The sequence below is a fragment of the Agromyces humi genome (assembly GCF_009720255.1).
Lineage (GTDB): Bacteria > Actinomycetota > Actinomycetes > Actinomycetales > Microbacteriaceae > Agromyces > Agromyces humi.
In genome coordinates, this window is record NZ_WJSP02000074.1 from 1 (window position 1) to 12,983 (window position 12,983).

Sequence of the window (12,983 nt, forward strand, 5' to 3'; positions counted from 1 at the left end):
GCCCTGGTCACCGACCTGATGGGCCGCCAACAGGTCCAGGGGCTGGCCGGCTACCACCTCAGTCTGCTCACCGCGGTGCTCGCCATCGGCGATCACCTGCCCAACGAATCCGAACAGGAACGCGCCGTCCACGCTGCTCAACCTGGTTGGCAATCAGGTGGCGAGTGTAAGTGCACAGCATCGACCTCGCCCGCCTGCCGGGCACCTGGTTCGCGGTGACCGCGCCGGCACCCGTGCTGCCGATCGCCCAGGCCCTCGTCGTCGAGATGGGGGGTGAGCCGTTCGTCGTCGCCGAGCGCGACCGGGCCGCCTACGCGGAGGCGATCGACACGGCCGTGTCCTTCTCGACCGCGATCGTCGACCAGGCGAGCGGCCTGCTCGACGGCATCGGGGTGGGCCGGCCGGGCGCGGTGCTCGCACAGCTCGTCCGCAGCTCCGTCGAGAACGCGCTCGCCAGGCATGACGCCGGACCGCTCGTCGACGGGGCGGGTACGATCGACGAGGTCGACACGGATCGGCCGCTGGGAGGTGGCGAGTGACCGAGGTCGATTCGGGCACGCGCACGGTGCCGACCATCGCGGAGCTCAGGGCCCTGCTCGACGAGCGACGCTCGGCCGGGGCATCCGTCGCCCTCGTCCCCACCATGGGCGCGCTGCACGACGGCCATCTCGCCCTGGTGCGCCGGGCACGCGAGCTCGCCGACGTGGTCGTGGTGTCGATCTTCGTGAACCCGCTGCAGTTCGGCCCGGGTGAAGACCTGGAGCGCTACCCCCGCACGCTCGACGCCGATGTCGCGGCCCTCGCAGGCCTCGGCGTCGACGTGGTGTTCGCGCCGTCGGTCGACGAGATGTACCCGCGCGGGCGTGACGCCGGCACGACGGTGCACGCCGGGCCGATCGGGGAACGCTACGAGGGCGCGTCCCGCCCCGGGCATTTCAACGGCATGCTCACGGTGGTGGCCAAGCTGTTCGGCATCGCGCAGCCCGACGTCGCCCTCTTCGGGCAGAAGGACGCCCAGCAGGTGCACCTCGTCTCCCGCATGGTCGCCGACCTCGACCTGCCGTTGCGCATCGAGACGGTGCCCACGGTGCGCGAGTCCGACGGCCTGGCGCTCTCTAGCCGCAACCGCTACCTCGGCGAGGCGGAGCGGCGGGCCGCGCTCGTGCTCGCCGAGTCGCTGCGGGCGGCGGAGGCCGCGGCCGGCGAGGGCCCCTCCGAACTGCTCGCCGAGGGGGTCGCCGCCTTCGGCGACCACGACGGGGTCAGCCTCGACTACTTCGTCGTGGTCGACCCCGACACGTTCCTGCCCGTGTCCGAGGACTTCCGGGGCCGTGCCCTCGTGCTCGTCGCGGGGCTGGTCGGCTCGACCCGCCTCATCGACAACGCGTTCGTCGAGGTCGGTTCCGACGGCTGAGGCCTGAGGCCCCGCTCCGCGACATCCGCTCAGGTGCGCCCAAGTAGGCTGGTGCACGCACGATTCCGCCGACCGAGAGTGAACGATGGCCCAGACCCAGACGGATGCCACGACCGAGCCCACTGCCCCCGGGACCGGCGCCGACGAGATCAGCGCCGACGAGATCTCGGAGCAGAAGGCCGTGCGCCTCGCCAAGCGCGAGCGGCTGATCGCGGCATCCGACGACCTCGGCCTGGGCGCCTACCCGGTGCGCCTGCCGATCACGGCCACCATCCCCGAGGTGCGCGATCGCTTCGTGGGCCTCGGCGTCGACGAGGCGAGCGGCGAGCACGTCGGCCTCGCGGGCCGCGTCGTGTTCTCGCGCAACACGGGCAAGCTGTGCTTCGCGACGCTGCAGTCGGGCGACGGCAGCCGCATCCAGGCGATGGTCTCGCTCGCCGAGGTGGGCGAGGAGTCGCTCGCCGAGTGGAAGGAGCTCGTCGACCTCGGCGACCACGTCTTCGTCGAGGGAGAGGTGATCACGAGCCGCCGCGGCGAGCTGTCGATCATGGTGAGCGGGTGGCGCATCGCATCGAAGGCGATCCTGCCGCTGCCGAACCTGCACAACGAGCTGTCCGAGGAGACGCGCGTGCGCAGCCGTTACCTCGACCTCATCGCGCGTGAGCAGGCCCGCCGCAACGTCATCGACCGCGCCAAGGTCAACGCGAGCCTGCGCCGCACCTTCGACGCACTGAGCTTCATCGAGGTCGAGACCCCGATGCTGCAGGTCATGCACGGCGGCGCCTCCGCGCGTCCGTTCGTGACCCGCTCCAACGCGTTCGACACCGAGCTCTACCTGCGCATCGCGCCCGAGCTCTACCTCAAGCGCGCCGTGGTGGGCGGCATCGAGCGGGTGTACGAGATCAACCGCAACTTCCGCAACGAGGGCGCCGACTCCACGCACAGCCCCGAGTTCGCGATGCTCGAGGCGTACGAGGCCTACGGCGACTACACCACGATGGCCGACCTCACCCAGAAGCTGATCCAGGATGCCGCGATCGCCACGAGCGGCTCGCACGTCGTGACCTGGGCCGACGGCACGGAGTTCGACCTCGGCGGCGAGTGGGACCGCATCTCCATGTACGGCACGCTGTCGGATGCCGTGGGGGAGCAGATCACCGCTGAGACGCCGATCGAGCGGCTGAAGGAGCTCGCCGACGCCGAGGGCATCGAGATCGACCACCCGCTGCCCGGCAAGTTCGTCGAGGAGCTCTGGGAGCACCACGTCAAGGGCTCGCTGCACCGCCCCACGTTCGTGATGGACTTCCCGCTCGACACGTCGCCCCTCGTGCGCGCGCACCGGTCGACGCCGGGCGTCGTCGAGAAGTGGGACCTCTACGTGCGCGGCTTCGAGCTCGCCACGGGCTACTCCGAGCTCGTCGACCCGGTCGTGCAGCGCGAGCGCTTCGTCGAGCAGGCGAAGCTCGCCGCGGGCGGCGACCCCGAGGCGATGCGCCTCGACGAGGAGTTCCTGCGCGCGCTCGAGTTCGGCATGCCCCCGTCGGGCGGCATGGGCATGGGCATCGACCGCCTGCTCATGGCGCTCACCGGCCTCGGCATCCGCGAGACGATCCTCTTCCCCCTGGTCAAGTGAGCCGTTCCCCCTGGTCAAGTGAGCAGACCTTCCCACGAATGAGCGGATGCCGCGAATGAACGACTACCTTCCGAAGCGCGAGCTCGAGCCCGACCCCGACCCGAAGCGCCCGTCCAACACGCGCCTCGCGATCTGGATCATCGTGGGCGCGATCGGCCTGTACCTCGTCGGTTCGGGCATCTGGGGCATCGTCACCGGCGGCTGACGCCGAAACCCGGCCGAACCCGTATCCTTGAGGGGCTATGAACGAATTCTGGGCGAACGCGATCTGGTCGGTCGCGCCGACCGTGCTCATCGGACTGATCTTCTGGTTCGTGATGCGCGCGATCATCCGCGCCGACCGCAGTGAGCGCAAGGCGTACGCCCGCATCGAGGCGGAAGAGCGAGCCAAGCTCGGGCGCGAACACCCCGCCGGATGACGATCGACATCACGACGTCGCAGGTCACTGCGCTCGTCGCTGCCGCGGTCGTCGTCATCGACCTCATCATCCGCGTGATCGCGGTGATCGTCGTGCCCCGCAACCGTCGGCCGACGGCGGGCATGGCGTGGCTGCTCGCGATCTTCTTCATCCCGATCCTCGGCATCCTCGTGTTCTGGCTGATCGGCAATCCGAAGCTTCCCAAGCACCGCCGTGAGAAGCAGGCCGAGGTCGATGAGTTCATCCGCGAGTCGACCCACGGCGTCGAACGCGTCAGCGACAGCACCACGTGGCCGCGCTGGTTCGACGGCGTCGTGCGCCTCAACCGCACGCTCGGCGCGATGCCCCTCATCGGCTCGAACAGCGCGAGCCTGATCGGCGACTACCAGGGCTCGCTCGACGCGATGACCGAGGCGATCGACGGCGCCCAGCGCTACGTGCACGTCGAGTTCTACATCTTCGCGTACGACCGCACCACGGCCGCGCTGTTCGACGCGCTCGGCGCCGCCGTCGCGAGGGGCGTCGAGGTGCGGGTACTGCTCGACCACATCGCGTCGCTGCGCGTGAAGGGCTACCGCAAGACGCTGAAGCGCCTCGACCGCATGGGCGTGCGCTGGCAGCTGATGCTGCCCGTGCAGCCGTTGAAGGGCCGCTACCAGCGCCCCGATCTGCGCAACCACCGCAAGATCCTCGTCGTGGACGGCGAGGTGGGGTTCATGGGCTCGCAGAACATCATCGACCGCTCCTACAACAAGCGGTCGAACCTCCGTCGCGGCCTGAAGTGGAAGGAGCTGGTCGCCCGGGTCGAGGGCCCGATCGTGTCGGGACTCGAGGCGATCTTCTCCACCGACTGGTACCTCGAGACCGGCGAGGCGCCGATGCGCGAGATCGTGCCGCTCGGGCAGGAGAGCGAGGCGCAGGACCTCGACTGCCAGGTCGTGCCGAGCGGTCCCGGCTACAACAACGAGAACAACCTCAAGCTGTTCCTGGCCCTCATGTACGCCGCCCAGGAGCGCATCATCCTCACCAGCCCGTACTTCGTGCCCGACGAGGCGATGCTCCGGGCGATCAGCGGCGCGACCCAGCGCGGCGTGCACGTCGAGCTCTTCGTCTCGGAGATCGGCGACCAGGCGCTCGTCTACCACGCCCAGCGGTCGTACTACGAGGCGCTCCTGCGCGCCGGCGTGAAGATCTGGCTCTACCGGTCGCCGTACATCCTGCACTCGAAGCACTTCACGATCGATGAGGACGTGGCCGTGATCGGGTCGAGCAACATGGACATCCGTTCCTTCGAGCTCAACATGGAGATCTCGATGCTCGTGCGCGGTGCGTCGTTCGTGCGCGAGATGCGCGCGGTCGAGGACGGCTACCGGCAGAACAGCCGCGAGCTCACGCTCGACGAGTGGCTGACCCAGCCGTTGCGGTCGACGATCCTCGACAACCTCGCGCGCCTCACCTCGGCGCTGCAGTAGACGGGGCGGTGGAAGCCCCGCCGCGTCAGCGCCGGGGCTTCAGCCGCACGGTGGGCAGCTCGGGCGCGGGGAGTGGGTCGCCGTCGAACCCGTCGACGACGCCGAAGCGCCCGTCGGGGTTGTCGCGGCCGATGACGTCGGCCTGCCACTCGCGCCGGAACTCCACGATCTCGTCATGGCTGCGGCCGATGAAGTTCCACCACATCACGAGCTCCTCGCCGAACGGCACCCCGCCGAGCAGCACGACCCGGACCGGCTCCGCCCCGGCCGCGAGCACGAGCCGACGCCGACCGGGCTCGACATAGGCGAGCTCCGACCAGGCGACCTCGGTCGCGGCATCCGCGCCGTCGATCTCGATCGACACCGGACCGGCGTCGACGAGCACGCCGTGCTCGAAGGCGGGGTCGAGGTCGAGCTCGGCACGGCCGCCCGCGGGCAGGTCCACCTGCGCGCCGAGCAGGGGCGAGAACACGGTCACGTCGGCGTCGGCGCCGGCGAGCGTGCCGACGAACACCCGCACGGTGGCGTCGCCCACTGCGACGGGCGCGGTCTCGGCGTGCTCGAAGAACGGCCCGATGTGCCGGGATGCGTCGGGGAGGGCCACCCACAGCTGCACGCCGTGCAGGCGGGTCGTTCCGGGCGTGGAGACCTCGGAGTGGGAGATGCCGCGACCCGCCGTCATGAGGTTGACGGCGCCAGGACGCACGAGCTCGTGGCTGCCTGCGCTGTCGCGGTGCTCGATCTCGCCCTCGAACAGCCAGCTCACCGTCTGCAACCCCGTGTGCGGGTGCGGCGGCACGACCATGCCACCCGACCCGGCCACGTCGTCGGGACCGTAGTGATCGGCGAAGCACCACGCGCCGATGGTCGTGCGTCCCCGCTGCGGAAGCGTGCGCCGCACGTGCATGGCCCGGGGGCCGCCGAGCGGGACATCGCGCGGCGCGAGCACCTGCACGACCGGGCCGGTCGGCGCGTCGGGCGGGCACAGGAGCTCGACCGGATCGCGTTCGAGGTTGCTCATGTCGGCATGCTACCCGCGCCGCAGGACACCGGTGCGGGATGCGCGCAGCGCTGGCGCGCAACTCGCGCCGGAGCCCTCGCTTTGCCGCCGCCGCCCGCTAGCATGGCGGCATGGCTCCCTCCGTGCGTCTCCGTCGCGTCGGCTTCGCCGCCGTCGCGCTCGCGTCCGTGTTCCTGCTCTCCGCCTGCAACCCGTCGGGCAACGCCGCCGAGGACTTCTCCGGCCTGCCCGTGGCCGAGGAGGCCGAGCCGATCGACGTCGATCCCGAGGCGGGCGGCGAGGTCGACGACGCCTCCGAGGAGGAGGTCGAGGGTCCCGAGTGGGACAGTGACAGCGGGGAGCCCCAGGTCGCGTGGTGGGAGCAGGGCGGCCAGATCGCCATGGTCGTCTTCGGCAGCTCGACCTGCCCGACCGTCGGCCAGCAGATCCGCACGCTCGAGAAGGCCGGCGAGGGCAACCGCGTCGCCATCGACCTCGTGCAGCGCCCCGAGACCGAGATCTGCACGCAAGACCTGGTGCCGCACACGACGGTATTCTGGACGCCGACCGACGTCACCACCACGGAGCCCCTCGTGGTGGAGGTGGCCGGCAACGAGCTGACCATCCCCATCAAGTAACCGAGCGGCTCACGGAGTCGACCCGCTCACAGACTCGACCGGCTCACGTTGTCGATCGGCGCAGCACCAGCAGGTCGCCGATCTCGCAGCCGAGCACCTCGCAGATCGCCTGCAGCGTCGAGAATCGGATGGCGCGGGCGCGGTCGTTCTTCAGCACGCTCAGGTTCACCACGCTGACGCCGACCCGGTCGCTCAGTCCCTTCAGCGTCATGCCGCGCCGTTCGAGCAGCTCGTCGAGGCGGCAGTGCACGTCGGAGGCGTCGCCGGGCTCCGCCGGGGCCATCAGACGAGGCCCTCGGTGTCGCGCTGCAGGCGCTCGCCGACCTGGAAGGCCGCGCCGACCACGCCGAGTGCCATGATCCCCCAGAAGGCGACCCAGTCGGTCGAGAAGAGCACCCCGTCGTAGCCGTACTCGCTGACCGCCGACAGCGCTCCGTTGACTCCCATCGTCGTGAAGAGCCCGCCGAGGATCCAGCCGACGAGGAGGGTGAAGGTCGCCCACCAGATGACGCGCACGTTGGCCCTGCTGAACGCGCGGCCCCGCCCGACGTTCCAGGCGAAGGCGGCGAGCAGCGCGATCACCACGACCGTCGCGAGGCCGGCCACGATGGGCTGGGCGACGAGTGCGAACTGGGTGGCGGCCGCGGGATGCGGCACCGTGACGACCGCCTGGGTGACCTCGACCTGCACCGGTGCGCCGTCGGGACCGATGGGCAGGGGCGCGGTCTCGTCCATGAACGGCACCAGCACCGGCACGTCCGCTCCCGGCAGCACCTCGAGCAGCCTGGCGACCGCGGCCCAGCCCGTGGCGACGATGCCGAGCATCGCGAGCCCGATGGTGAGGAACATGCCGACCTGGTCGCTGCGGCGCAGCGCCGTCGGCAGGGTGGTGAGCGACATCCGGGACTCCATATCGATCTTCGATAACAACGAATATCGATATGTTAGGTGCCGACCCGGAGCTGGTCAAGCGGTGCGCCCACGGCGAACAGCCGCCCACGCGGCATCCGGAGTGTTTACGCTCGATGTATCGACGCCCCCGAATCCAGCCGGCGCCGGTGAGGAGTTGAGGATGTTCGAGAGATTCACCGACCGAGCCCGTCGTGTCGTCGTCTTGGCCCAAGAAGAGGCCAAGATGCTGAACCACAACTACATCGGCACCGAGCACATTCTGCTCGGTCTCATCCACGAGGGTGAGGGCGTTGCCGCCAAGGCGCTCGAGTCGCTCGGGATCTCGCTCGACGCGGTGCGCGAGCAGGTGCAGGACATCATCGGCCAGGGTCAGCAGCAGCCGACGGGGCACATCCCGTTCACGCCCCGCGCGAAGAAGGTCCTCGAGCTCTCGCTCCGCGAGGCGCTCCAGCTCGGCCACAACTACATCGGCACCGAGCACATCCTGCTCGGGCTGATCCGTGAGGGCGAGGGCGTCGCCGCCCAGGTCCTCGTCAAGCTCGGCGCCGATCTCAACCGCGTGCGCCAGCAGGTCATCCAGTTGCTCTCCGGTTACCAGGGGAAGGAGCAGGTGCAGGTGGGGGCGAACGACCAGCAGCAGCCGCAGGGCGGCTCGCAGATTCTCGACCAGTTCGGGCGCAACCTCACGCAGGCCGCGCGCGAGTCGAAGCTCGACCCCGTGATCGGGCGCGAGAAGGAGATCGAGCGGGTCATGCAGATCCTCTCGCGTCGATCCAAGAACAACCCCGTGCTCATCGGCGAGCCCGGCGTCGGCAAGACCGCCGTCGTCGAGGGCCTCGCGCAGGCCATCGTGAAGAACGAGGTCCCCGAGACGCTGAAGGACAAGCAGCTCTACTCGCTCGACCTCGGCTCGCTCATCGCAGGTTCCCGCTACCGCGGCGACTTCGAGGAGCGCCTGAAGAAGGTCACGAAGGAGATCCGCACCCGCGGCGACATCATCGTCTTCATCGACGAGATCCACACCCTCGTGGGTGCGGGCGCCGCCGAGGGCGCGATCGACGCCGCGTCGATCCTCAAGCCGCTCCTCGCGCGCGGTGAGCTGCAGACCATCGGCGCCACCACGCTCGACGAGTACCGCAAGCACTTCGAGAAGGACGCCGCGCTCGAGCGCCGCTTCCAGCCCATCCAGGTGCAGGAGCCCTCGCTGCCCCACGCGATCAACATCCTCAAGGGGCTGCGCGACCGCTACGAGGCGCACCACAAGGTGTCCATCACCGACGGCGCCATCGTGGCGGCCGCGAACCTCGCCGACCGCTACATCAGCGACCGGTTCCTCCCCGACAAGGCGATCGACCTGATCGACGAGGCCGGCGCGCGCCTCCGTCTCTCGATCCTCTCGTCGCCGCCCGAGCTGCGCGAATTCGACGAGAAGATCGCCGTCGTGCGCGCCGCCAAGGAGACCGCGATCGAGGAGCAGGACTTCGAGAAGGCCGCGTCCCTGCGCGACGAGGAGAAGAACCTGCTCGGCGAGCGCCTCCGGCTCGAGAAGCAGTGGAAGTCGGGCGACGTCAAGACCACCGCGGTCGTCGACGAGGGCCTGATCGCCGAGGTGCTCGCCCAGGCCACCGGCATCCCCGTCTTCAAGCTCACCGAAGAGGAGTCGTCGCGACTCGTCTTCATGGAGAAGGCGCTGCACGAGCGCGTCATCGGCCAGGAGGAGGCGATCTCCGCACTGTCGAAGACCATCCGCCGCACCCGCGCCGGACTGAAGGACCCCAAGCGTCCCTCGGGCTCGTTCATCTTCGCCGGGCCGACCGGCGTCGGCAAGACCGAGCTCGCCAAGGCGCTCGCCGAGTTCCTGTTCGACGACGAGGCGGCGATGATCTCGCTCGACATGTCGGAGTACGGCGAGAAGCACACCGTCTCGCGACTGTTCGGCGCCCCTCCCGGGTTCGTCGGCTTCGAGGAGGGCGGCCAGCTCACCGAGAAGGTGCGGCGCAAGCCGTTCAGCGTCGTGCTCTTCGACGAGATCGAGAAGGCGCACCCCGACATCTTCAACTCGCTCCTGCAGATCCTGGAGGAGGGTCGTCTCACCGACGGCCAGGGTCGGGTGGTCGACTTCAAGAACACCGTGATCATCATGACGACGAACCTCGGCACGAAGGACATCTCGAGCGGCCCCGTGGGCTTCCAGCTCGAGGGTGACACCCGCACCGGGTACGACCTCATGAGCGGCAAGGTGAAGGAGGAGCTGAAGAAGCACTTCAAGCCCGAGTTCCTCAACCGCGTCGACGAGATCATCGTGTTCCCGCAGCTGTCGAAGCCCGAGCTCCTGCAGATCGTCGACCTGTTCCTCAAGCGGCTCAGCGAGCGCCTGCTCGACCGCGACATGACCGTCGAGCTCACGGTGCCCGCCAAGGAGCGGCTGATCGAGGTGGGCTTCGACCCCGCCCTCGGCGCCCGTCCGTTGCGCCGAGCGGTGCAGCGCGAGATCGAGGACCGCCTGTCGGAGAAGATCCTGCACGGCGAGCTCAACTCGGGCGACCACGTGCACGTCGACTTCCGCGACGGCGAGTTCGTGTTCACGACGTCGCAGCGGGCCTTGCCCGTCGGCGTGGGCGTGAACACGGGCGCCGCGATCGGCACCGGGCCAGTGAGCCCCGACCTCGCGGCGGCGGCGGGCGAGTAGCCCACCACGCACGGTTCGAAGAGCGGATGCCACGCGGCATCCGCTCTTCGCCGTTTCCGGTGGCTGCGCGGGTCGACCGAGTCGGTTCGTGGCGACCGCCGCGCCGCCCGTCTCCAGGCGCGGATAGCATGACGTGATGACCGACTTCACGGTGCGCCGCGCGCGCACGAGCGACGTGCCGAAGATCATCGCACTCGTGGAGCCGCTCGTGTCCCGACGCATCCTGCTCGGCAAGGAGCGCGTCGACCTCTACGGCTCGGTGCAGGAGTTCCGCGTCGCGGAGGCCGCCGACGGCGAGGTCATCGGCGCCGGAGCGCTGCACGTCATGTGGGAGGACCTCGGCGAGGTGCGCACGCTCGCCGTCGACGACGCGTGGCTCGGCCGAGGGGTCGGCCATGCCCTGCTCGAGACCCTGGAGGCGGAGGCTCGCGACCTCGGCCTGAGCCGCCTGTTCTGCCTCACCTTCGAGGTGGGGTTCTTCGGTCGCCACGGATTCGAGGACATGGGCGACGAGACCGTGGACCCGGCCGTGTACGCCGAGCTCGTGCGCTCGCACGACGAGGGCGTCGCGGAGTTCCTCGACCTCGCCCGCGTGAAGCAGAACACCCTCGGCAACACGCGCATGCTGAAACGGCTCTGACCGGGCATCCGGCACGCCGGGCGACTGCCGGGACGAATGGCTTCGCGGTCGTACCCTGAGGGCATGTCGACGAATCCCGCACCGGCACGGCGGCAGTCGCCGCAGGTGTACCGACGTCGTCGGCTCCTCGTGCTCCTCGGACTCGTCGCCGTGATCATCGCGATCGTGCTCGTGATCGTGCGGCCGGGTTCGAGCCAGGGCGATGAACCGGATGCCGCCGCCGGCGCCGCGCCATCGGCCACGCCTGACGCGTCCGACGAGCCCACCGCGCCGCCGACCGTGATCCCGACCGAGGCGACGGAGGTCGACGGCGACGCCTGCACCGCGAAGAACGTGACGGTCGAGGCCGTCACCGACAAGACGGTGTACGAGGCCGGCGAGCAGCCGCAGCTGTCGGTGACGATCACGAACACGGGCAAGAACGTGTGCGTGCTGAACGCCGGCACGAACGCCCAGGTGTTCACGGTCAAGAGCGGTGAGGAGCTCTACTGGCAGTCGACGGACTGCCAGGTCGACCCGATCGACGCAGAGGTGTCGCTGACGCCCGGCACGCCGATCTCGTCGAGCGTGCCGATCGTCTGGGACCGTACCCGGTCGAGCGCCGAGACCTGCGAGGGCCCGCGCGAGGCCGTGCCCGCCGGCGGCGCCTCGTACCACCTCGAAGTGACCGTCGACGGCATCGCGTCGGAGACGTCGAAGCAGTTCCAGCTGTACTGAGCAGGCCGAGAAGTGTCCCCCGAAAAGCCGACACTGGAACGTCTCAGGCCCTTGTAGGGTGAGCCGCAGTTCGAGTGACTGGGCTCATTGCGCTTGGACAGCCTTCACCCACCGGCGATCGTCGGTGGGTGAAGGCGATCTCACCCTCGCGGCGCACCCTCGGGTGGGGGCTCCTCTCTCGACGCCCGAACGTCGCCGGAGTAGAATTCGCCTGCGTGCTTGGCCCGGACCCCGCTGAGTGATCGTGATGCCTGTCGTCTCCTCGACGCCGCCCGTGCCATGCCGGGTGATTCGTTTCGAGGGCAGGGATGCAGCATGGGACGGTTCGTGTACGACCGCGATGCCGCGGTCGAGATGGATGATCGGACACTGGCGCACCTCCAGGTGGTCATGATCAACAAGCTCCGGAGGCAGGAGAGCTTCGCGCTCACCCTCCGCGACGATCAGCGCACGCTGAGCGTCTGGGTCTGTCCGCAGACCGCCGTGCAGTTCGTCTACTCGGGCAACCGATTGCCGGCGCTCAACCGCCAGTGGATCGAGGAACTCGCCGTGTCGGCGAACTCCCTGGGCGGACTCAGGTTGCTCCCGGAGCCGTCGGCCGTCGCTCACCACGAACTCCCGCCGCCCCCGGTGGTCGAGCAGGCGGCCGTCACCTGATGAGGTCTTCACAGCGGACTCACCGCATACGGGGGAGGAACCGCCCTAAGCTGTGCTCGCAGCCGGAATCGTGAGGGTCCGAGGCGCGTCGACGAAGACGAAGGCGGCCCCGTCGACCCCACGATGCCCGGCTGCGGGCACGCGCGATCGCTACGCTTGGGGGCATGGCCCAGCGCAAGAAGTCCGGCAAGTCGGGCGAGCCCGTGGAGTTCCGTTCGCAGGCGCTCGCCGAGGCGCTCGAGCGACAGGACATCGCCGCGGTCGCCCTCGCGCTGCGGCACGGCAACACGGTGGTGCCGCTCGTGAAGCCCGGCCCACGCGACCGGCCACTCGACGGGGGTGAGGTGTGGACCTATCGAGACCCGAACACGGGTGACGTCGCCCTGCTGCTGTTCAGCGACGCCGCGAACAAGCCGGCGAACCTGCCGCCGGCGGTCGGGCTGCAGAGCCCGGCGTGGCTGCGCAGTTTCCTCACCAGGTACGAGTCGACGATCACCACGGTGTTCCTCGACATCGCGGGTCCGCATCCGATGCAGGCGCCGCCTGGCGAGCTCCTTCGCGCGCTGGAGGCGTAGCCCCCGCCGGTGGGGCTGGAAGGATCTTCCGCGCGGGGTGCGCTGGGGCGCAGCCGTCAGAACGCCGCGTCGAGCTCGCGTTCGCGACTCGAGGACGACGCCATCATCGCCTGCTCGACGGCCGCGCGCACGCTGCCGGCCTCGACGTCGAGGATGGTGGAGTAGCCGAGGCGGCGCGCCTCGCTGCCGCGCTGCTTCGCAGCGGTGACCGGGCGCA

General features: G+C 69.6%; 14 protein-coding genes and 1 pseudogene. 12 read left to right on the forward strand and 3 right to left on the reverse strand.

What is annotated here, in order from left to right; translation table 11 throughout:
- Nucleotides 1–176: 176 nt before the first annotated feature.
- The 6 genes and pseudogenes from GH736_RS08795 to cls form a co-directional block, all read left to right on the forward strand.
- Nucleotides 177–539: pseudogene (locus tag GH736_RS08795) on the forward strand (DUF2520 domain-containing protein); the annotation flags it as partial.
- Entirely contained in the window at nucleotides 536–1,414 is an 879-nt protein-coding gene (panC, locus tag GH736_RS08800; RefSeq protein WP_235933910.1) for a pantoate--beta-alanine ligase, read from the forward strand. The pseudogene GH736_RS08795 and the gene panC, both read left to right, overlap by 4 nt.
- An 85-nt stretch (nucleotides 1,415–1,499) precedes the next feature.
- Nucleotides 1,500–3,047: a lysine--tRNA ligase gene (lysS, locus tag GH736_RS08805; protein ID WP_159602210.1), complete on the forward strand. Its 1,548-nt coding sequence runs from the start codon at nucleotides 1,500–1,502 to the stop codon at nucleotides 3,045–3,047.
- A gap of 55 nt (nucleotides 3,048–3,102) precedes the next feature.
- The gene (locus GH736_RS08810) at nucleotides 3,103–3,252 is read left to right on the forward strand and encodes a hypothetical protein (RefSeq protein WP_159602212.1); all 150 of its coding nucleotides are present in this window, start codon (nucleotides 3,103–3,105) and stop codon (nucleotides 3,250–3,252) included.
- 37 nt (nucleotides 3,253–3,289) lie between these two features.
- Nucleotides 3,290–3,466 carry a hypothetical protein gene (locus GH736_RS24490; RefSeq protein ID WP_203230693.1) on the forward strand — a complete coding sequence of 59 codons (177 nt, stop codon included), beginning with the start codon at nucleotides 3,290–3,292 and terminating at the stop codon, nucleotides 3,464–3,466.
- Nucleotides 3,463–4,938 carry a cardiolipin synthase gene (gene cls, locus GH736_RS08815; RefSeq protein WP_159602214.1) on the forward strand — a complete coding sequence of 492 codons (1,476 nt, stop codon included), beginning with the start codon at nucleotides 3,463–3,465 and terminating at the stop codon, nucleotides 4,936–4,938. Before GH736_RS24490 ends, cls begins: the two co-directional genes overlap by 4 nt.
- 25 nt (nucleotides 4,939–4,963) lie before the next feature.
- Here cls and GH736_RS08820 read toward each other — a convergent pair whose 3' ends face one another.
- Entirely contained in the window at nucleotides 4,964–5,959 is a 996-nt protein-coding gene (locus GH736_RS08820) for a pirin family protein (RefSeq protein WP_159602216.1), read from the reverse strand.
- Between the two features lie 110 nt (nucleotides 5,960–6,069).
- Here GH736_RS08820 and GH736_RS08825 point away from each other — a divergent pair, with 110 nt between their 5' ends.
- A complete protein-coding gene (locus GH736_RS08825) occupies nucleotides 6,070–6,576 on the forward strand; it encodes a hypothetical protein (protein WP_159602218.1) in 507 nt (168 codons plus the stop codon).
- A gap of 43 nt (nucleotides 6,577–6,619) precedes the next feature.
- Here the strand turns inward: GH736_RS08825 and GH736_RS08830 are convergent, their stop codons facing one another.
- On the reverse strand, nucleotides 6,620–6,859 hold the full coding sequence (locus GH736_RS08830; protein ID WP_159602219.1) for a helix-turn-helix domain-containing protein: 240 nt from the start codon (nucleotides 6,857–6,859) through the stop codon (nucleotides 6,620–6,622).
- Complete coding sequence (locus GH736_RS08835) at nucleotides 6,859–7,476, reverse strand: hypothetical protein (RefSeq protein ID WP_159602221.1); 618 nt, start codon at nucleotides 7,474–7,476, stop codon at nucleotides 6,859–6,861. Before GH736_RS08835 ends, GH736_RS08830 begins: the two co-directional genes overlap by 1 nt.
- A 172-nt stretch (nucleotides 7,477–7,648) precedes the next feature.
- Between GH736_RS08835 and GH736_RS08840 the strand changes: the two genes are divergently transcribed.
- The 5 genes from GH736_RS08840 to GH736_RS08860 all read left to right on the forward strand — a co-directional run bounded on the left by GH736_RS08840 (nucleotide 7,649) and on the right by GH736_RS08860 (nucleotide 12,766).
- Nucleotides 7,649–10,177, forward strand: a complete 2,529-nt coding sequence (locus GH736_RS08840; RefSeq protein ID WP_159602223.1) for an ATP-dependent Clp protease ATP-binding subunit — start codon at nucleotides 7,649–7,651, stop codon at nucleotides 10,175–10,177.
- Nucleotides 10,178–10,313: 136 nt separating this feature from the next.
- A complete protein-coding gene (locus tag GH736_RS08845) occupies nucleotides 10,314–10,817 on the forward strand; it encodes an amino-acid N-acetyltransferase (RefSeq protein ID WP_159602225.1) in 504 nt (167 codons plus the stop codon).
- Between the two features lie 63 nt (nucleotides 10,818–10,880).
- On the forward strand, nucleotides 10,881–11,534 hold the full coding sequence (locus GH736_RS08850; RefSeq protein WP_159602227.1) for a hypothetical protein: 654 nt from the start codon (nucleotides 10,881–10,883) through the stop codon (nucleotides 11,532–11,534).
- Between the two features lie 315 nt (nucleotides 11,535–11,849).
- Nucleotides 11,850–12,191 carry a DUF7882 family protein gene (locus GH736_RS08855; RefSeq protein ID WP_159602229.1) on the forward strand — a complete coding sequence of 114 codons (342 nt, stop codon included), beginning with the start codon at nucleotides 11,850–11,852 and terminating at the stop codon, nucleotides 12,189–12,191.
- Nucleotides 12,192–12,355: 164 nt separating this feature from the next.
- Complete coding sequence (locus GH736_RS08860; protein ID WP_159602231.1) at nucleotides 12,356–12,766, forward strand: dehydrogenase; 411 nt, start codon at nucleotides 12,356–12,358, stop codon at nucleotides 12,764–12,766.
- Nucleotides 12,767–12,983: the final 217 nt, after the last annotated feature.